Raw genomic sequence first — 19859 nt, 5'->3', positions numbered from 1 at the left:
CGCTCTGGTATTACAACAAAGGGTCCCTCGCCCTGAACGATTACCGTGCGCTGATGCGTGAACTTGAAACTCTCTTATCAAACGAGGCTGCATAAATGGCTAAAGGCCCTCTCGCGCGTCCCGCAATGGTCAAACCTGAAACCACACAGGGAGAGGCGAAAACCCGCCTTTCTAACGTCAAGGTCAACCGCAACAGAACGACCAGCGAAAACCCCAAAACCATCCGTATGACACCAGCGGAAAAAGTGATGTGCAGCGAACTGGTTGATGAAATTCAGGATCTCACGACAAAAACTATCACCGACTCAACCGTGCTGCGTGCAGCTCTGTACCTGGCCCGGGAAGCCGGACCGGAAAAAATGCTGGAGATGATTAAGGAATACTTGTAATACACAAGAATTACATAAGTAATCTTTCTGGCTTACAAAAAGGAGTGCAACTAATGCCCACTGTTACCGTGACCACTGAGTTAACTGACAGCCAGGCAATGGCGCTGGCACAATTTGTTAAGCGCTTAACCTGGTCAGAAATGCGGGCCTGTGCCGTCGACGATGATGAAACATGGGTGATGAAAGATGCCATCCAGGCACTGCAGAAATCACTCGCTGACGTCGGTTTCAGTCCTCGCTGATTACGGTGGCCTACATGTAGTTCTTATGTATTACATAAGAACTACATGACTTGCTTATTTTGTTCTCTTTGCAGCAAACCAGGCATCAAACTGCTTATGCCGGCTTTTAGGGATAGCGTCCCTCATATTGAAATACTGCCAGGGTTCCAGAAGCCGTATTTGATCTACAACGTTAGCCTTGCGGGTGTTGATTTTAAAATCCCCGGAATTAAAGGTGATCCGGTGGCTTTTACAAAGCACCGCAATCATCTTTAACTGACTGGCGGAGTACCCGACATCAAGATTAGCCACCCATTTCGGATCGCTGAACCTGTCAGGTGCTTTGATTTTTAGCTGTGCCAGAACCGATTTTGCGCGTTCCTGCCTTGAGGTTGCCCTGGCGGCCGCCATAATTTTACGTACTTCGGCTTCTTTTTCTTCACCGAGCAGCTCTCTGCCGCCGACAAAAACAGGGACGAACTTGTTAATACAGGTAGAGCCCACCCAGAGTGAATAATGTGTGAGCACGTTGGTTATCTGAAACTGATAGCGCAGTCCTTCGTTGTCACACAGCTCGCAGGTTTTGTTGATGGAGTGCGAGTCTATAAATCCTCCGGTGACCGACCACTCTTTCATTACCGCCGGCCACGCCTGACCCGAAGAATATCGCAGCATGTTATCTCTGGCTTTATCTAACCAGCTTGCCATAACCCACCCCCGTCTGAATAACGCCCATATACGATCCAGAATACCGCAACTGAGCGCTGAGAGCAGCGTAACTATGCATTTCATACAAAAACTAAAATGTAATACTCACAAATTACACATGTAATTCTTTTGAATTACATTTAACCGGTATATCACTGTCTTCAGCGGATGATTAGACAAAACAGGTATTCTGTGCAAAATTTGTGATTATCGTCGCCAGAATTTCCAGGTGTTTTTTTTATTCATCCTCTCGATTACCTCCTTTTCACATCGTAGTTCATCATTCGCATTAGCCTGAAACTGGCTCACTGCTTTTTCTGCCGCCGCCCGAACAGGAGCTTTTTCATCGCGATCGGCTGTTCCCATTAAGCAAGCCTGAGATACTGCTAAGTAAGCATCAAAGGCTAGTTGTCTCATAACATGATTAGTGGTCATGAGGGATACCGTTTCATGCAGTCTTGTATATTCAATATAATCTTCACCATCAGGTCTGAATGGGGATATCATATATTTCTGCATCATCATTCGTGAGCTTGATAAGAAATCGATGTAGCGCCCGGCTTTCACATCAAAATCCTTACGCTGCTGAATTAAAGCTTCTTTCCTTAACTCATGCCGTTGAGATAATTTTAGCGTCAAATACCCGCCTAGTATTGTGAGCACCGATCCTAGTCCAATTTTAACTGCATTATCAGCCACATCCACCCACTCAGTCGCCATCTTCTACCCCGTTCTGTGATGATTATGGCTATCAGTATAAATCCCCGTTGGATTGTACAGACAGCACTTTTTGCCAATCAATGTTAAAGACCAAAGTATTATTGCCTCCCGGAGCCCAGAAAATAACAATTAAACTTACTCACTTTTTATATTTCTTTCTAATAATTTCCTGGATTTTTCAAGGCGAGAAACAATAGAACTAAAACGTGGCCCGGCCATAACACCGCTACCTACAGGTAGGTTATTTAACCTATAAAACCCTTCCAACTCTGTAATGTAGCGCTCAATAATATCAACTTCGAGTTTGTAATTTTTATTTTTCCTGGCTAGAATAGCGACTCTTTCAAAATAAAATGGTGCAGCAACCTGCCCGATTTCATTCATTTTTTCTAATTCAGACTCACAACACAACAACATTATTTCAATGTCATTTTTATATTCAAGAGCAAGCTCATATACAGGTTTACCATGGACAAGAAATCGTCCACCGGTTAATTCAGTTATAATTTCACCATTAGTTTTGTTCATCAGTGATGATGATTCGATATCTTTTCTACGTTGTATCAATCGGTTAAACCAGTTCATAATCATCCTTACACCCTATACATTACAGGTCCAGCTTTCTATTACTTCACTTATTTACCTAAAAAAAATATTTTGGTAATGCGACGCAATATATGTACTACCGAACGCCACCAGAGAATTCAACTACCTTCACCCAAAGAAGGTCCGCATCACACTGGGTATACGGCATAGTGTATACCCCTCACTGAAACCAGGCGTACAAATTGATAGATAGCAGCAAAATCAGAACCACCATGTATTACATAAGCATTACTTGTGTAATTTCAACCAGGCCTTAAGTTTTGAATCTGCAGGGGTTATTTTGTTCTGACCTATCAATGACTCAACGCTACGGTGTTCTCCGGGGGGAATGCCAAATGTAGGCTCCAGCTCATTTACCAAAATTTCGTACATGTGAAGGTATCTCTGGAAAGCCTCTTCCGGTGCGCGAATAACAGGAAGCATTGATGCGGTATAAAACATGGCATTGATCGTGCCACGAAGATAGTGTTCAAGATTGACGGTCAAAAACTGAATGTAAGGATTTGACTCTGCATTATGGACAATCGTATTTCGCAAAATATAAAGTCGATAAATGTGACGCTCCACTTTTTCTGCGTGGCGAATAATCTTCTTCCCCAGTTCACGTGGCTGGACGCAAAGCCCCGTAAACTTTCTCAGCATGTACGACGCATAGGGATAATCACTTAACTCATCCCCAAACTGCCGGGTAAATTCGCTGTCCTTCAGGTAAGTGTAGATATCATCTAAATCAGACTCGCCAGGAATAACCCGGCGTCCATCATGAAGGTGCAACTCTAGTCTCAATTGTCTGGCTATACCTCTCAATGAAATCAACTGTTTCACTACATAGTCGAGTCCCATACAGGGTGGGGTGGTAAAAACAACATGCTCATCGTGATCAAGCTGGCGGGAGGAAACATCCAGTGTCAGCGCCTCCAGGGCTGACCAGAATGAAGTAAACTGGTTTTCCTGTGTCGTCTTGTTAATTAGACCATTACGCAAAAAATGGAAGGCAGAACTGACTTTTCTCGCAGATTCAGGTGATGCCCTGGTGAACAGACCTGTGATAGCCGACATAAAATGGCCAAATTCGCTCATCGTCAATCGGTCGCTGTTCGTCAGGATCTCATTACTGAATCCCGGTATGGTTGTCTCATTCCCGGCTTCATCCCTGACCTGAAAGGCGCTGCGTGTGTTGATTTGTCCACGCCCGAGCATATATGCGACGACATCAAGAGAATCCTTGAGAACAAAATCGGCCTTAACTTTCGCCGCGAGAACAGAGACAGCCTGAACCTCAATTTCTGTTCTGACAGAGGGCACACCTTTATCGCTGGTAAAATGAAAATACCGGCATCCGTTGAATAAGATATGCTCTCCGGCCTGTTGTAACATGTCATGGAATTTTTCATTTTCCATGATAATGCTGACAATATATCGTTGCGATCTGACATTCACCTTTTCTGCCCAGGACCTGAAACGGACGTCAAAGGTTTGTCTGTCATTCATCAGGATACGTGAATACAGCAATGAGCATTCCGTCAGCGGCATTCCCAGGGTAAGAAGAAAACTCATGATGTTATTACAGAGCGACGTTATACAGGCATAATCACTGTCAGACGGGAATTCCCCCTTGCTGATTTCAGCCTCCAGGCGCTCCAGACTTGCCGGTAAATAATGCGCTTCCAGGGTCAGTTTTAACTGAGTGAATAAACTCTCCATCAGTCCCTGGTGTTTTTCCACCGGGCTACGTTCTTTATCCGACCAGGCGTTTTTAATATCCAGCATATCTTTAAGCTGATTGGGTATGCTTTCAAAACGGTCATCAGATAAAACAACATCTTCTTTCAGCAGTTCAAGCAGCTCCTGTGCTGCTCTTTTGCGTTTATCCTGCCCTTTAAATTTATTACCCTGCGGAAACAGTGAAAGGAGCTCATTAATCGCATTGAGGATGTTATTGAATCCAACCCTGTCAGTATCCGTACTTTCTTTATGTGCAAGACTTCCCCAGCATTCAATGAAAAATAACTGACGTGGGGAAAGGCCGTTACGTCTCAGGCGAACATCAATCCTCATGCTGTTGCGTCCTTTCTGTGTAGTGTTATAATTACCGTATATTAGCGCATTTAAATACGTTGCAGAACCTGCGGCGTATCGTACCGAAAAAAACGGCTCTCTCCTGCTTGACTGTGGTTTTGTCCCGGACTGGTTAGGGCCATACCTTTCAAAAACCGCCTCTGAAGGCGGTTTTTTTTCGCCTGAACACATTCATTCCCGTCGATGTAACGAAACAGGCAGAGTGTTTCACTGCCCAGCCTCTGGCAACTTTTCGCGTCCGGCCCGCGCCCTGTCCGGTTCCACGGCAGAACAGAGCATTTTTTCTCCGACTCTCCCGGCACCTGGCTGAAAATACCCAGGTATCAGAACACGAATATTTCGATTTTTGTTACCTCATGGAAACGGCTGCGGCGAATTATTCCCGTGGCATACGGGCTATGGAGGTGTCAGAATAAGGATGAAAATCGGGATTACGCTACGCGAATAATTTATAACTGGCAGGGGTATTACCCGACAGAATTTGCACAGCGCACCTGTGTAATACAAATGAATTACACAAAAACTGGTACCTGACCCCCCACCCCGGGATACCCACGTTGTTGTTCCTGCCGGGCCGTGGTTTTTTTATTCAGCAACAGGAGTGCAGCATGGAGGTTAACATCAGCCAGGAAGACCTGTTCGGCGACAGCATCAGAGAGATGCGGGAGCGGGATAAAGCGTTTTTACCCAGACCCGAATGGTTCTCCAGGATTGAGACTGACCTGGACACCTTTATGCAGACTTATATGACGAAGTATCCCTTTACGTCCTTTGAGGCGATCCCCGGGGACGAGTCGGGCCTCACGTTCCCGGCTTTTGAGGACCTGCAGTTTTATCTGCCGCAGCCGCTTCGCCATCTGCCGACGAAGATTGTTGAGGTCGACGGACTGGCCTTTCTCAGCGTTCTTGGTGACGGTGCATTCTGCATCGACCCGCGACGGTGGCACAGGATCAAAACCTACATCGCGAAAGGCACTGTTGAATACCCGCAGGTTTCAGTCACACACTCTGGCGTATCGGACGGCCGCCATCGCACGTTGTTGCTGATGCAGCTGTACAACCGCAGAACAATCCCGGTCGTCGTCCCAGAAAGCCATTACGGGACGTTTATGGCTGAGGCGAAAAACATGGGTGCGATTTAACTGGTCTGAGTGAGTGTTTATGTAATTCATTGGAATTACATTTGTATTTTAAATGTATTACATCAAATAAAAGGGGGGAGGGAAGAATGCTGATGACAGCGGGCGACAGCCCTGTCCCTGCGACAAACTATGAAACAGCCATCGCGCTGCGTGGTATGGCGCTGCTGCAGCCCTATCTCCCTAAATATCTGCTGGCGCCCGAAGTTGCCGTATTACTGCATTATCTGCCGGATGAGCGCCAGCGCATGCTCTTTGCCACGCTGTGGAACACCGGAGCACGTATTACTGAAGCCCTGACCATCACACCCGAGGATTTGCAACTTGATGGTCCACGCCCCTGCATCCGGTTACGCACACTGAAACAACGTCAGCGGGGAAGGGGACGACCGTCAGCGGATGAGAAGATAGCCCGGATAGTGCCGCTGCTCGATGCCGCATATGTCGATCAGCTTCGCCGCTATCTGGCCACGTTCAGAACCGGCCGTCGTCGCCCCTTGTTTGCCGTCAGCAGGAAAACAGCCTGGCTGTGGATGCAACAGGCGATCGACAGAGCCCGGGAGGAGGGGATTGAATTTGCACTCCCGGCCATCAATCCAAAGACGCTGCGGCACAGTTTTGCCATGCATCTGTTTTTCAACCACGTGCCGCCGAAAGTCGTCCAGGCCTATATGGGGCATGAACGCTATGAAAGCACGGAGGTGTATCTGAAGGTTTTTGCACTGGACGTTGCACCACAGCTGGGTGTCACATTTTCGCTGGATCACCGCGATTACAGCCATCTTCTGACACGAAAATAGACTACTTATGTATTACATAAGTCATTCATTTAGTGTTCTGCCGTCAAAAAAGGGTGGTGGCCATTACTTGCTGGTTAGAAAAAAATGCACCACACTTGTAATTACACTTGTAGTACACGTATAATAACTGTACACGATATAACCGGAGTACGAGCAATGAGCACAATTCAAATCCGCGTTGATGACGAACTGAAAAAAGACGCCTATCAGGCCTTTGAAAAACTGAATCTGTCGCCTTCGGACGCACTTCGTCTGTTCCTGCGGTATGTTGCAGAGAACGAAAAACTCCCCTTTGCTGAAGTCTCAGTGATGGTGAGCGAAGATGATGAAGACGCTGATATTCTGGCAGTTGTTCGGGAAAGACTGAAAAATCCGGCAAGACGGATCAGGGTTAACGTTGATGACCTTTAATGTTGAATTTGACGAAAGGGCGTTTAAGGAATGGAATAAGCTCGAAAAGACGATCCGTGAGCAATTCAAAAAGAAGCTAAAAAAGCTTCAGCAAAACCCTTATGTGGAATCAGCCCGACTGCATGGTGATCTGGCTGGCTGCTTTAAAATAAAGCTGAGAGCATCTGGTTTTCGTTTGATTTACAAGGTTATCGATGACGAGATTGTTATATGGGTGGTCGCAGTAGGTAAACGGGAAGACGAAAAAGCCTATGAAACGGCCCGAAAGCGTCTTTTATAAAAGAAATACAAACGTATTGCATTTGTATTCAAGATATCAATAAAAATAACTATCAAGCTCATACATAACAAAACCCACCTTGAGGTGGGTTTCGCCAGAAATATATCTGGTATTCAGAAGCGCCTTTACCGGACCAGGCCTGACCAGCGAACGCTGGTAGCGGGATGTCTGGATTAACCAGTCTGCTGCATCCTTAACTACATTATCGTGGCCTCATGTGTATATTACAACCAATATAGGGGTCGGTTCCGGCTGAGGGCGAAATGACACCCTAAGCTTTCGGTTCCTTGGGCCAAAGATATTCGCCAGTCAGTAGAATGTGCGCCCAGCCCAATGGGGATATGTGGGGAAGAAATTCAGGGGGAACATCCAACCCTTCGTTCCGCCGCTCCGTGACGGCATGACCAAGATGGACGGTATTCCAGTAAATGATCACCGCAGTCAATAAATTGAGCCCAGCGATTCGGTAGTGCTGCCCCTCTGTCGTGCGATCGCGAATTTCCCCCTGCCTCCCGATACGGAGCGCATTTTTGAGCGCATGGTGGGCCTCTCCCTTGTTAAGACCGATCTGAGCACGCCGCTGCATGTCCGTATCCAGGATCCACTCAATAATGAAAAGGGTCCGTTCAATACGACCAACTTCACGAAGCGCAACTGCAAGGTTGTTTTGTCGTGGGTAAGAAGCGAGCTTGCGCAGGAGTTGGCTGGGCCTGATTTTGCCAGCGGTCATCGTCGCGGCACAACGGAAAATATCAGGCCAGTTCGCAACGATAAGATCCTCCCGGGCTTTTCCACCTACCAACTTGCGTAACTCCCTGGGGGTCGTATCGGGATTAAATACGTACAACCGCTTCGATGGCAGATCCCTGATTCGCAGAACGAGATTGTAGCCGAGCAGGCTACTGGCTCCGAACAAATGGTCGGTGAATCCTGCTGTATCGGCATACTGTTCGCGAACATGGCGACCGACCTCGTTCATCAGTAGTCCATCGAGAATATACGGTGCCTCGCTCACGGTCGCCGGGATCGACTGACAAGCGAATGGCGCGAACTGGTCGCTTACGTGAGTATACGCTTTGAGGCCGGGAACAGAACCATATTTGGCATTGACCATGTTCATGGCTTCGCCATGCCGCGCTGTCGGGAAAAACTGACCATCGCTCGATGCTGACGTGCCCATCCCCCAGACGCGTGACATCGGCAGTTTACCCTGCGCGGCCACCACAATTGCCAATGCCTGGTTCATGGCTTCGCTTTCAACATGCCAGCGGGCAAGGCGTGAGAGCTGCCAGTAATCATGCGTGTTTGTAGCTTCCGCCATCTTACGCAGGCCCAGATTGAGCCCTTCAGCGAGCAGGACGTTGAGCAGACCGATCCGGTCGCGACATGGAGCCCCGGTTCTCAGATGGGTAAACGCATCTGTGAAACCAAGGGCTGCATCAACTTCAAGCAGCATGTCGGTAATCCGAACGGACGGCATTCGGCGATACAGATCCAGTATGAGTGCCTCGGCACCATCCGGCACGTCTGCTGTCAACCTGTCGATCCGCAACGTTCCATCTTCTATGCGGCACTGTTGCAAATAGTCGGTGGTGATAAACTTATCATCCCCTTTTGCTGATGGAGCTGCACATGAACCCATTCAAAGGCCGGCATTTTCAGCGTGACATCATTCTGTGGGCCGTACGCTGGTACTGCAAATACGGCATCAGTTACCGTGAGCTGCAGGAGATGCTGGCTGAACGCGGAGTGAATGTCGATCACTCCACGATTTACCGCTGGGTTCAGCGTTATGCGCCTGAAATGGAAAAACGGCTGCGCTGGTACTGGCGTAACCCTTCCGATCTTTGCCCGTGGCACATGGATGAAACCTACGTGAAGGTCAATGGCCGCTGGGCGTATCTGTACCGGGCCGTCGACAGCCGGGGCCGCACTGTCGATTTTTATCTCTCCTCCCGTCGTAACAGCAAAGCTGCATACCGGTTTCTGGGTAAAATCCTCAACAACGTGAAGAAGTGGCAGATCCCGCGATTCATCAACACGGATAAAGCGCCCGCCTATGGTCGCGCGCTTGCTCTGCTCAAACGCGAAGGCCGGTGCCCGTCTGACGTTGAACACCGACAGATTAAGTACCGGAACAACGTGATTGAATGCGATCATGGCAAACTGAAACGGATAATCGGCGCCACGCTGGGATTTAAATCCATGAAGACGGCTTACGCCACCATCAAAGGTATTGAGGTGATGCGTGCACTACGCAAAGGCCAGGCCTCAGCATTTTATTATGGTGATCCCCTGGGCGAAATGCGCCTGGTAAGCAGAGTTTTTGAAATGTAAGGCCTTTGAATAAGACAAAAGGCTGCCTCATCGCTAACTTTGCAACAGTGCCGAAGCAGATTATGCGTTCTCATAATGCGATACACCCGCTTTGCATTAACCACAGGCAGGCCGTCCCGCTCCGACTCCCGTCGCAGCAGCGCCCACACACGGCGATAACCATACGTCGGCAGGTCAGCCACCGCCATGTTTATCCGGGACAATACGGTGGTATCGTCAGAACGGGGCTGCCGTCTGCGATCCTGTCAGTCAGATGGCCGGTGAACCCGAATGCTCAACTGCGCACGCGACACGCCAAGACTTCTGCAAACGTCGCTTATTCGTCGTTCCCAGGCAACGAGGGCGCATGCGCAATCCATTTTTTTGCCCGGCCGAACTCCACGGCCTCTTTGAGTATCTCGGCTTCCATCGTCTTTTTGCCCAGAAGGCGCTGGAGTTCGCGAATTTGCTTATTGGCGGCAGCGAGTTCGGAGGCCGGCACCACTTCCTCGCCCGATGCAACAGCCGTCAGTGAACCGTCTTAATATTGCTTGCGCCATTTGAATATCTGGTTTGCATTGATGCCATGCAGGCGCGCGACATGAGACACGGTCATACCGGGCTCCATAGTCTGCTGAATAATGGCAATTTTTTCCTGCGGTGTACGACGCCGACGCCGCTCAGGTCCTGATAACACTCCAACCATCTTATCGTTCTGACTGGTATTAAACATAGTTCCAAGACTACCTCTTATTTTAAGAGAGTCGAAGTGTCTGGTGATCTATGGGGCCAGTCTAGCCCTCTTCCAAGTGTAGGGAGATATAGTCAAAGTTTGCTTCTCCGCCGATGAGTCCGCCCTGCGTCGGATAGTCCGATTTTTTACCGGCGAAGCACGGCTCTCCTAACCCTATCTAAAGCGAATAACTTTTTTCAACAGGGCCGCGTGCCAATGCAAGAGCGATAGGCGCTCTACGCGCCAATTTGACCACTTAAAACAGGTAAATTGAGGGGTTGTAATGTGTTGATGTAACAGGCTTTTATTTTAATGTCTTGGCATATGTATAATGGTAGTCTAGCCCTCCTTTCAACAAGGAGTACTCATGGAAACCTACAATCATACATATCGGCACCACAACTTTTCACATAAAGACTTAAGTGATCTCACCTTCACCGCTTGCACATTCATTCGCAGCGACTTTCGACGTGCTAACTTGCGTGATACGACATTCGTCAACTGCAAGTTCATTGAACAGGGTGATATCGAAGGCTGCCACTTTGATGTCGCAGATCTTCGTGATGCAAGTTTCCAACAATGCCAACTTGCGATGGCAAACTTCAGTAATGCCAATTGCTACGGTATAGAGTTCCGTGCGTGTGATTTAAAAGGTGCCAACTTTTCCCGAACAAACTTTGCCCATCAAGTGAGTAATCGTATGTACTTTTGCTCAGCATTTATTTCTGGATGTAATCTTTCCTATGCCAATATGGAGAGGGTTTGTTTAGAAAAATGTGAGTTGTTTGAAAATCGCTGGATAGGAACGAACCTAGCGGGTGCATCACTGAAAGAGTCAGACTTAAGTCGAGGTGTTTTTTCCGAAGATGTCTGGGGGCAATTTAGCCTACAGGGTGCCAATTTATGCCACGCCGAACTCGACGGTTTAGATCCCCGCAAAGTCGATACATCAGGTATCAAAATTGCAGCCTGGCAGCAAGAACTGATTCTCGAAGCACTGGGTATTGTTGTTTATCCTGACTAATTGCTTTGATGTGTGATTTTAAACGCTCAAATTTATAAAACGAATAATATTGTCAACCTTGCAATAATAGACATAGGGACAACCATGTATAAATTTTTACCCTCAGGCGTCTTCACAATAGAGCCATATAGCAGTGGGTCACTTAGTGGGCTTAATTTTTCCATTAAAGATAATATTAATATTGCTCAGTATAAAACATCATATGGTAGCCCATCTTGGCAAGTAAACATAAGGCTGCCATTTATAAGGCACTGTTGCAAAAATGTGGAGGTGATAGGGGTACTACGCCGGAACCCCAGATTTTTCCGTCCGTTCAAATTATCCACGGTTGAACAGCTTGATCCCGTCCGCCCGCAGTTGACCAACAGGGGAAATATGCCTGTACAAAGTTTGCCGGGTTATCCCAAGTTCCTGGCATAGCGTACTGACCTTTGTTTCTGATTGTCCCATTGATGCCATTGCCAGTCGCAGTTTGACTGGCGTCATTTTATAAGGTCGGCCGCCGTTCCGCCCACGGGCTCTTGCTGATGCCAGACCTGCAGTCGTTCTTTCAGCAATCAGTTCGCGCTCAAACTCCGCCAGTGCGGCAAAGATACCGAAGACAAGCTTGCCAGCGGCCGTTGTTGTGTCGATAGTCGCCCCGTGACCGGTCAGCACTTTCAGACCGGTCCCCCTCGCGGTCAGGTCGTGCACTGTATTAATGAGATGACGAAGATCACGACCGAGGCGGTCCAGCTTCCATACGACCAGCGTGTCTCCGGGTCGTAGTGCTTTCAGACAGGCTGTAAGTCCAGGACGCTCTTCTCGTTTGCCCGATGCCCGGTCCTCATAAAAATGTGCGGCATCAACACCTGCGGCGATCAGTGCATCACGTTGTAAATCATTCGTCTGCGAACCATCCGCTTTTGACATCCGAATATATCCGATGAACATATTTCCTCTGTCACATATACGTTCGATTATGTGACATTCTGATTTGGGTACCATAATCTGTCAACGGTAGTCACATTACCCGTAATTTAAATTATGACACGTAAAGGTTCTATGTTAATGATAATGTGACAAGCGCGTTTAAATAGGCATAAGGATCAGAGATGCCTACTAAAAATAAGCTCCTCAGTATTCTTTCGGACGCCGAGCAGGAAGCGCTCTATGGTCTACCTGATTTCGATGATGCACAGCGGCTGGAGTTTCTGGCGCTGAATGAATATGAACTGGCGCTGGCCTGCAGTCGCCGGGGGCTTCACGCTCAAATTTATTGCATCATCCAGATCGGAGAGCATGAAAAACCTCGGGGCAGCCATCGAATGATGCCATCTACAGGGGTTAAAATAACCACCATCATTTCATAACAATACCTGCTGACTATGAAGATCTACGTCATCAAAATAGCAGTTCATGGAGTCAGTCCGATGGTCTGGCGTCGGCTGAGAATTGCTGCCGACACGTCACTGGCCGCGCTTCACTTCATTTTCCAGATAGTGCAGGGCTGGGGGGACGACCATCTCCATCAATTTCACATTTATGGCAAAGATTACGGTATCTCCTACGAAGGAGGCATCGGTTTTGTCGATAATCCGTTCCGGGTCGTGATTGATGATTTTGCTTTTGATGCTGGCGATCGCTTTACCTATGAATACAATTTCTTTGAGCACTGGCTTCATGACATTCGTGTTGAGGCCATTTATGAAAACTCTACGCTGAAAGCGCCGTTTTGTATAAGCGGCCATGGTATGCCCGGAGCCACAGCTGCGGATGAGTTCGATAAAACCCTGGCGTTTCTTGAAGCTATCGTTAATGCGGATGATGAAACAACGGTCGGCGAGATCCGCCCTTTTGCTGACGACCTGGATGCTGTCAGGTTCAACCGCCACAAAATCAACCGGCAACTGAGCAGGCTCGACCTTGCATCTCCGGTACTGGAGCCTGAAGTTATCTGGCTGGGCCGTCGTCGCTGACTGATGTCTATAAAGGTATACGTTTTCAGCATGCCTCTCAGATCCCCGAAAAAATGTCTATAAACCTCCCTAAATCAGTGTTTATGGATTATTCTTTAAATCTCTATGATGTTTAAAGACCTTCCGGAGGTTTTGCGTGCAATATGCCTACATCAGGGTAAGCTCGGCCGATCAGAATACGGCCCGTCAGGAAGAGGCATTGTCAAAGGCGGGTTTTCAGCCTGATAAAATTTGTGTTGAGCATGCCAGCGCGAAGGACACAAACCGCCCGGGGTTACAGGAACTCCTGGGGCAATTACGCCCTGGTGATACGCTTCTGGTTCATTCCATCGATCGCCTTTGCCGGAATATGTCGGATATGTGCGCTGTCACCACCCGGCTTCGTGACCAGGGCGTTACCCTTATTTTTCTGAAAGAGCAGCTGACGTTCAGCGCCGGCACAAACAATCCGATGCAGGAACTGCAGCTGCACATGATGTCGGCATTCAGCCAGTTTGAACGAGCCTTACTGAAGGAAAGGCAGGCCGACGGCATCGCCGCGAAAAAAGCACGGGGTGAAAAAACAGGGCGCCCCGGCGCCGATATCAAAAAGATCCAGGAAATTGACGCACTCAGAAGCAGAGGGGTCAGGCTCAGGATCGCCTGCGACCATGCGGGCCTTGGCGTTTCCACATATTATAAGCTTCGTCACCAGATGAACAACCAGTAGCCGGGAGATAGTCATCCACCACAGCAGGAGGCAATGATGCAACTGACGCTCCAGATAGTCATCACCGATGAATCAGGCTCCAGTCGAACGGAGGAACTGATGACAATCCAGAAATCAGGGGAGACCCGGAACGACATCGGATTATCGGTGTCAGAATCCAAGCTGTTGCTGAATACGGTCCAGCAGTCGGTGGTCCAGCTGCAGGCAGACGAATATACTCAACACCATATCCGGTGCCCTCACTGCCTTGCTGCGCGCAGAATCAAAGGCAAACAGAAAATACGGTACCGGACGCTGTTTGGCGTTATTCCGGTATCCGGGCTTCGGGTGTACCGGTGCCGTTGTGAAGAGAGTGATACAAAGACAGTCAGTTTGCTCAGCGACTGGGCCGGCGATTATTCTCACCCGGCACTGAAATATATTGAAACCCGCTGGGCCTCGATGATCTCCTATGAAATGACGACTCGTCTGCTGAAAGATATTCTGCCGGTGGGCCACAGCCTGAATGCCTCAACGGTGAGGAATCATTTATGCCAGGTGGCGCAGCGTCTTGACGCTGAGGCTGAAGCTCATTCAGGTTTTCTTTCCGGCTGCCCCCGCGACTGGGGGAACCTGCCCAGGCCAGGAAAACCGCTTGTGGTGGGTATAGATGGTGGTTATGTTCGCGATCGGGATGACAAAAAGCGTAATTTTGAAATTATTGCCGGGAAGTCTTTTTCCGTTGGTGCGCCTGCTGACACCCGCCGCTTCGGTTTTGTTCAGAAGGATGACTGTCATCCGGAACGCAGGCTCATGACCCACCTTTCAGCGCAGGGAATGCAGGCCAACCAGCAGATATTTTTTCTGTCCGACGGCGCGGATAATCTCAGGGACCTCCAGTTCGGTATGTACCCTGAGTCAACGCATGTGCTGGACTGGTTTCATATCACCATGAGGCTGACGGTGCTCATGCAATATGCCCGGGGACTGCTGGTATCAGATCCAGAGGCGGGGAGTAAAGTTCTGGCACTGCTGGAAAGCATTAAACGATATCTCTGGCATGGCAATGTTGTCGCTGCGCTGGAACATATTGATAATTGCGTTATGTATTGCGATGACCCTGAACTCAGCTATCCTAGCCTGAAATCCCTGCAAAAACATCTGGATGAAATGTATACCTACATCCGGAATAATAAGATGATGATCCCAAACTACGGCGAAATGCGTCGGTACGGAGAGCCGGTATCAACCGCGTTTGTGGAATCCACGATCAATGAAGTGATCGCCAGACGAATGGCCAAAAAGCAGCAGATGCAGTGGAGCAGAAAAGGGGCTCATTATTTGTTACAGACCCGGACCGCCGTTTTGAATAACGAACTGCAGGATAAATTTGTCTGCTGGTATCCGGGTTTTCAAAGTGACGGGAAGGGACCAGCGATGGCAGCATAGCTCACGCTGCCCCAATATTTTTTATGCTCTCCTTAACAAACCAGGCAAGCTCACCGATGCCGAGTTCGCCATCATGAAGCGCCACCCTGTGGAGGGCGCAAAGATGCTGCGCGCAGGCGGGGCCGAGCCCGGGGTGGTGGACATTGCCCTGCACCATCACGAGAAGATCGACGGAACCGGCTACCCGGATCGCTTGGCCGGTGACGCCATTTCACTCCTGGCCCGCATGGGCGCAATCTGCGACGTCTATGATGCCGTGACGTCGGAGCGAGCCTACAAAAAGCCGTGGGACCCGTCCGCGGCGATGCGGCAGATGGCCAAGTGGGAGGGCCATTTCGACAAACGCATCTTCCACGCCTTCGTCAAGGCCGTGGGCATCTACCCCGTCGGCTCCTTGGTTCGCCTGTCCTCTCAGCGTCTGGCCGTTGTCGTTGAGCCGGGAATGGAATCACTGCTGACTCCCAAGGTTCGCGTGTTCTTCTCGCTACGCTCGAGAGAGCCGATCCCGATGCAGACCATCGACCTGGCGGCCACGAGTTGCAAGGACAGTATCACTGGCCCCGAAGACCCGACGCTCTGGAACTTCAAGAACCTCGACGACTTGTGGATGGAATAGCCCCCACAAAACGACGGCCCCGTGAGGGAGCCGTTGAACATCGTCGAGCGATGCCCGTCCAGGGAGGGATGGCCGAGCTCGATTCTCCAGAAGGTAGCTGGTGACACGAGTGTTGAGCCCACCCAACTAAATAACTGATCCCAATAGTGCTACACCTTCGCTGTGCCATAGCCATTCCCCGGGAAAGGAGACACGGTATCCATGAAGTGTTTCACTCGGGCCAGCAGGTTTGCCATCCCTCTGCATTGATGATTGCGCGTGATGGTTTCATGTAACTTGTGCCATAGCCGTTCTATGTGATTAACCCAAGGGCTGTAAACTGGCTGGAACACCAGGCAGAACTTGGGATTCTTCTTCAACCATCGCTCGGTCTGTTTGCTTTTGTGAATGATGTAGTTATCGAGGATCAACGTGATGGTTTTGGCTCGTCGGTAGTGGTGGCGCAGCTTTTCCAGCATGGCAATAAACAGCGATGAGTTTTTCTTGATCCCGCTGACGTAAAGTACCCTTCCGTTGCCTGCGTGGAGAACGCCTGCCAGATAATGCTTGGCATTCTGCCCCGGTGTGACAACCCGCTTTTGCTGCGCTCTGAACATCCAGTCGGCTCCTAATTTGGGATTGAGGTCTATATCGACTTCATCCTCATAAAACACCGGATTATCGGCATCACAGCGGGCCAGCGCGGCGTCGATATTCGCCATTTTTTCCTGATAGGCTGGGTCTTTTATCCGCAAGGTCGGCACGGGCCTGCGCCAGACAATGCCCATACGAGGTAACCATCGGCGGAGCGTGGAGGCTGCCACATTGAGCCCTGTTAACCGATTGATTTTTATAGCCAATAGTTCAGTACACCAACGGCTGCGCTGATAACCAAAATCTTGCGGAGAAAACTGCATGAGCAGCACCAGTAAGGTGACAATCTTGGCGATAGGTAAGACTGGGGCACGGCCAGCCGGTAAGGCTTCTAGCGCATCTATGCCTTCATCTCGATACCACCGAAGCCAACGACCGATGGTCGAGCGCGCAGCGCCGGTAAGGTGATGAACATCGGTGATCGTGCGTCCTTCATGTAACAGCAAGATGGCCATCAAGCGACGAGCATGTCCTTTATCACGGGTGGCATGGATGATTTTGTGAATGCGGCGCCGTTGTGGTCGTGGCAGAGGTGGTAGGATAGGCATCAACTCAGTCCTTTGGGTGTGGCTTGTTTTGTTTAGCGACTAATCAGATCGCACAAACTGGACTGAGTTCCCTTCCTCCGGTGATCTACTATTCGGAACAGCTATTTAGGGTGACGGAAATTTCTGGGGTTCCGGCTTACATCCCCAGCGAGCGGGTCAAGTCAGGCCTTGCTGTTGCGAAGGCACGTGGTAAGAGGCTTGGTCGTCAGGCCGGAGTGCGACCAAAATCAGACCGACTTTTGCCTAAGGTGGTTGCGATGAGGGCCGAGGGACGCAGCTATCGCTGGATCGCACGCGAGCTCGGTATCAGCAAGAATACCGTCGCTGACATCGTGCAACGACACAGAGCTAACGCTTAGGGTGTCATTTCGCCCTCAGCCGGAACCGACCCCATATACCTTCACCTTGTGTTGCGGCTTTGGTGATTAATGATTGATTACAAATGTATTACATATGTAATCAGGATAACCTATCCGGCATCCCGGCAGGCTACCAACATAAACTGGTGTGGCATGGAGGTATCCTGTGCTGACTCTGCCTGCCAGCCACACCGGTTAAACAGCTTTACCACGCCCCCGACATTACCGGTCAGGCGCGTCAGCAGCGGATTTATCTGTCGCCCATCGTCGTCAAACGCCGCGTCGAGGTTAGTCCGCGAGAGATAAATGCCGTTCACGCCGGCGTTCAGCGCAACGGCATACCGACCTGACCATTCCCGATCGCTCAACAGGCGGTAATTCCAGCTCATGTCTTTCGCGGTTTCCAGGGCATACGTCAGCCGGAACAGGTCGTTTTGCTCAGACAGTTCGCCGGTGCAGGAGCGCCAGAGATAATTCAGCTTGCTGGCCAGCTTCGCGCTGACGCCCAGCTGGCGTCCCTGTTTCAGAAGCCACTCGATATCGGGCGCCACATCACGCGAAAAACGTCGTTGCTTCAGCGCGGTCGCCAGCCAGCGGGTAAGAAAGAGATTTTCCTGTGCCGGTGACAGCACATCTCCGTTCTGTCTGGCCAGCGCAAGCGCCACCAGGGCGCACCATGCCAGATGACCCGATTTTATAGTTAATGTCACAAAGATACTCTCAGCCTGATTAAGACTTCAGCCGCACATAGGGCAGATTATGAGACATGCCTATATTATTGCCTCTGACCAATTCGAATGTATCTTGTTTGCTTTGTAACATCGCTGACAAGTTACGATATCCATAATTCCTGGCATCAAAATCAGGATTTCGTTTATTCATGATATCTCCGAGTTGTCCGAGATGAACCCATTCTTGTTCAGCAAAACTTTCAATAATTTCAGTCAGCATGCTGTAACTTTCTTCTTCTGTTCGAATCCCGGCCTGTTCAGGTTGAGCAGCACTATCTCTTTCTTCACGATAAACTTCAGTGGTAATAAATTTATTACATGCGCTCCTGAATGCCTGAGGTGTTTTCTTTTCACCAAAACCGATAACCTCAAGACCTGCTTCTCTGATTCGAATGGCCAAACCAGTAAAGTCACTGTCACTGGAAACGAGACAAAAGCCATCAAATGCCTGAGTATACAACAGATCCATTGCATCAATAATAAGCATACTGTCAGTGGCATTTTTACCAGTTGTATATGCGAACTGCTGTATCGGTTTTATAGCATTTTTCTGAAGAAGATGTTTCCAGCATGAGCTCTGTGGGTTGGTAAAATCGCCGTAAATCCTTTTGACGGTTGCATCTCCCATGAGGGAAATTTCATTAAGGATGGACTCAAGGACTGATGCCTGAGCATTATCCGCATCAATCAGTACGGCAAATTGTTTACTTTCCTTTTCCATGGGCTACGAACCTTTTGCATTGTACAAAGAGATAAACTAAGCAATTTATAAAATCCATATATTATTCAGTATGTTTGATTATTTCTACTGAATATTGTTCGTTTAATCCTCACATGGTGTACATCAACGTCACGAGTCATCGTCCTCCCCTATAGCAGGTGTTGGATTCAGAATAGAGAATGCCGAGCAGCGCGCAGGCATTCCTGGATGCGCCAGCGGCGCATGAAGGCGCCAGCTGGAGCTGAATGTGGCTCTTCTGGTTAGTGGCGCCGTAGCCCGGCGCAGCCGGCTGATTTATAGAGGATCGCTATCAACCCCCCCTTCCCTGCAAAGCCTTAATCCGCTAATCGCGATGTAGAAGCATCTGTGCGCCGTCGGAGTGGTCACGACAAGGCGTAGCCGCAGTCGGGGCGTATCTCCGCGTTAGCGGGCCGTCAGGGCCGCTTACGGGCGTGTTACTCAAAACTTTCAGCGACACTACTCACAGCAACTCAAAAGCTAGTTACAACATCCATCATTAAAAGCGATGTTGTTCCGGGCCTTTGGCCCGGGCGGCTTCGCTTTTCAGTGGTGGGGAGGGGCTGCGAGGATTCAGGCAGGCACTGCTCCTGTTTTTGAGTGAGTATTTTGAATGTTGTAACTATATGCGCTGTGCCGGGGCCCGTCGCGTAGCGACGGGAGCTACTTAAGGTAGTTGCCGAACCGGCGCGGACATAGTCCGCTGCAAGGG

The 19859-nt window shown here is 49.4% G+C and carries 19 protein-coding genes and 5 pseudogenes; 14 read left to right on the top strand and 10 right to left on the bottom strand.

Annotated elements, in window-relative coordinates; all coding sequences use genetic code 11:
• Positions 1 to 95: 95 nt before the first annotated feature.
• Positions 96 to 389 (top strand): hypothetical protein, encoded by a 294-nt coding sequence (locus NMD08_RS28330; RefSeq protein ID WP_025760326.1) that lies wholly within the window; start codon positions 96 to 98, stop codon positions 387 to 389.
• Positions 390 to 442: 53 nt separating this feature from the next.
• Entirely contained in the window at positions 443 to 631 is a 189-nt protein-coding gene (locus NMD08_RS28325; RefSeq protein ID WP_025760327.1) for a hypothetical protein, read from the top strand.
• A 54-nt stretch (positions 632 to 685) separates the two neighbouring features.
• Here the strand turns inward: NMD08_RS28325 and NMD08_RS28320 are convergent, their stop codons facing one another.
• The 4 genes from NMD08_RS28320 to NMD08_RS28305 form a co-directional block, all read right to left on the bottom strand.
• The gene (locus NMD08_RS28320) at positions 686 to 1318 is read right to left on the bottom strand and encodes a hypothetical protein (protein WP_025760328.1); all 633 of its coding nucleotides are present in this window, start codon (positions 1316 to 1318) and stop codon (positions 686 to 688) included.
• A 207-nt stretch (positions 1319 to 1525) separates the two neighbouring features.
• On the bottom strand, positions 1526 to 2038 hold the full coding sequence (locus NMD08_RS28315; RefSeq protein WP_025760329.1) for a hypothetical protein: 513 nt from the start codon (positions 2036 to 2038) through the stop codon (positions 1526 to 1528).
• Positions 2039 to 2173: 135 nt separating this feature from the next.
• A complete protein-coding gene (locus tag NMD08_RS28310; RefSeq protein WP_045911952.1) occupies positions 2174 to 2623 on the bottom strand; it encodes a hypothetical protein in 450 nt (149 codons plus the stop codon).
• 249 nt (positions 2624 to 2872) lie between these two features.
• Positions 2873 to 4702 carry a hypothetical protein gene (locus NMD08_RS28305; protein ID WP_025760371.1) on the bottom strand — a complete coding sequence of 610 codons (1830 nt, stop codon included), beginning with the start codon at positions 4700 to 4702 and terminating at the stop codon, positions 2873 to 2875.
• A gap of 629 nt (positions 4703 to 5331) precedes the next feature.
• On the opposite strand from NMD08_RS28305, the gene NMD08_RS28300 reads away from it, so the two are divergent.
• From NMD08_RS28300 to NMD08_RS28285, 4 genes are all read left to right on the top strand, one after another.
• Entirely contained in the window at positions 5332 to 5865 is a 534-nt protein-coding gene (locus NMD08_RS28300) for a hypothetical protein (protein ID WP_224019189.1), read from the top strand.
• 86 nt (positions 5866 to 5951) lie between these two features.
• The gene (locus tag NMD08_RS28295; RefSeq protein ID WP_025760373.1) at positions 5952 to 6662 is read left to right on the top strand and encodes a tyrosine-type recombinase/integrase; all 711 of its coding nucleotides are present in this window, start codon (positions 5952 to 5954) and stop codon (positions 6660 to 6662) included.
• Positions 6663 to 6818: 156 nt separating this feature from the next.
• Positions 6819 to 7073 (top strand): type II toxin-antitoxin system RelB/DinJ family antitoxin, encoded by a 255-nt coding sequence (locus NMD08_RS28290; RefSeq protein ID WP_000104338.1) that lies wholly within the window; start codon positions 6819 to 6821, stop codon positions 7071 to 7073.
• Entirely contained in the window at positions 7063 to 7353 is a 291-nt protein-coding gene (locus NMD08_RS28285) for a type II toxin-antitoxin system RelE/ParE family toxin (protein WP_000143805.1), read from the top strand. The genes NMD08_RS28290 and NMD08_RS28285 overlap by 11 nt, the downstream gene beginning before the upstream one ends.
• A 271-nt stretch (positions 7354 to 7624) precedes the next feature.
• Here the strand turns inward: NMD08_RS28285 and NMD08_RS28280 are convergent.
• A pseudogene (locus NMD08_RS28280) lies at positions 7625 to 8920 on the bottom strand (Tn3-like element Tn5403 family transposase); the annotation flags it as partial.
• A gap of 65 nt (positions 8921 to 8985) precedes the next feature.
• Here NMD08_RS28280 and NMD08_RS28275 point away from each other — a divergent pair.
• Positions 8986 to 9690 carry an IS6-like element IS26 family transposase gene (locus NMD08_RS28275; protein WP_001067855.1) on the top strand — a complete coding sequence of 235 codons (705 nt, stop codon included), beginning with the start codon at positions 8986 to 8988 and terminating at the stop codon, positions 9688 to 9690.
• Between the two features lie 53 nt (positions 9691 to 9743).
• Here NMD08_RS28275 and NMD08_RS28270 read toward each other — a convergent pair.
• A pseudogene (locus NMD08_RS28270) lies at positions 9744 to 10375 on the bottom strand (transposase); the annotation flags it as partial.
• 394 nt (positions 10376 to 10769) lie between these two features.
• Between NMD08_RS28270 and NMD08_RS28265 the strand changes: the two are divergent.
• Complete coding sequence (locus tag NMD08_RS28265; protein ID WP_001516695.1) at positions 10770 to 11426, top strand: quinolone resistance pentapeptide repeat protein QnrS1; 657 nt, start codon at positions 10770 to 10772, stop codon at positions 11424 to 11426.
• A gap of 318 nt (positions 11427 to 11744) precedes the next feature.
• Here NMD08_RS28265 and NMD08_RS28260 read toward each other — a convergent pair whose 3' ends face one another.
• Entirely contained in the window at positions 11745 to 12359 is a 615-nt protein-coding gene (locus NMD08_RS28260) for a recombinase family protein (protein ID WP_014839983.1), read from the bottom strand.
• 161 nt (positions 12360 to 12520) lie between these two features.
• On the opposite strand from NMD08_RS28260, the pseudogene NMD08_RS28255 reads away from it, so the two are divergent.
• The 5 genes and pseudogenes from NMD08_RS28255 to NMD08_RS28235 form a co-directional block, all read left to right on the top strand.
• Positions 12521 to 12703 (top strand): annotated as a pseudogene (locus NMD08_RS28255) (DUF4158 domain-containing protein); the annotation flags it as partial.
• Between the two features lie 135 nt (positions 12704 to 12838).
• Positions 12839 to 13384, top strand: a complete 546-nt coding sequence (locus NMD08_RS28250) for a plasmid pRiA4b ORF-3 family protein (RefSeq protein WP_001493763.1) — start codon at positions 12839 to 12841, stop codon at positions 13382 to 13384.
• Positions 13385 to 13520: 136 nt separating this feature from the next.
• A complete protein-coding gene (locus NMD08_RS28245) occupies positions 13521 to 14093 on the top strand; it encodes a recombinase family protein (protein WP_001493762.1) in 573 nt (190 codons plus the stop codon).
• A gap of 36 nt (positions 14094 to 14129) precedes the next feature.
• Entirely contained in the window at positions 14130 to 15521 is a 1392-nt protein-coding gene (locus NMD08_RS28240; protein ID WP_014839878.1) for an ISKra4-like element ISKpn19 family transposase, read from the top strand.
• 28 nt (positions 15522 to 15549) lie between these two features.
• Positions 15550 to 16137: pseudogene (locus NMD08_RS28235) on the top strand (HD-GYP domain-containing protein); the annotation flags it as partial.
• 149 nt (positions 16138 to 16286) lie between these two features.
• Here NMD08_RS28235 and NMD08_RS28230 read toward each other — a convergent pair.
• The gene (locus NMD08_RS28230; RefSeq protein WP_001809438.1) at positions 16287 to 17318 is read right to left on the bottom strand and encodes an IS630-like element ISAhy2 family transposase; all 1032 of its coding nucleotides are present in this window, start codon (positions 17316 to 17318) and stop codon (positions 16287 to 16289) included.
• A gap of 143 nt (positions 17319 to 17461) precedes the next feature.
• Between NMD08_RS28230 and NMD08_RS28225 the strand changes: the two are divergent.
• A pseudogene (locus NMD08_RS28225) lies at positions 17462 to 17677 on the top strand (helix-turn-helix domain-containing protein); the annotation flags it as partial.
• A gap of 110 nt (positions 17678 to 17787) precedes the next feature.
• On the opposite strand, the gene NMD08_RS28220 reads toward NMD08_RS28225, so the two are convergent.
• Positions 17788 to 18387 (bottom strand): DUF2913 family protein, encoded by a 600-nt coding sequence (locus NMD08_RS28220; RefSeq protein WP_025760201.1) that lies wholly within the window; start codon positions 18385 to 18387, stop codon positions 17788 to 17790.
• 19 nt (positions 18388 to 18406) lie between these two features.
• Positions 18407 to 19129, bottom strand: a complete 723-nt coding sequence (locus NMD08_RS28215) for an NYN domain-containing protein (RefSeq protein WP_025760202.1) — start codon at positions 19127 to 19129, stop codon at positions 18407 to 18409.
• Positions 19130 to 19859 lie beyond the last annotated feature (730 nt).

The sequence above is a fragment of the Citrobacter meridianamericanus genome (genome assembly GCF_041320245.1).
Lineage (GTDB): Bacteria > Pseudomonadota > Gammaproteobacteria > Enterobacterales > Enterobacteriaceae > Citrobacter > Citrobacter meridianamericanus.
Note: the sequence above shows the minus strand (reverse complement) of the source record. Positions and strands in the feature narration are given on the sequence as shown.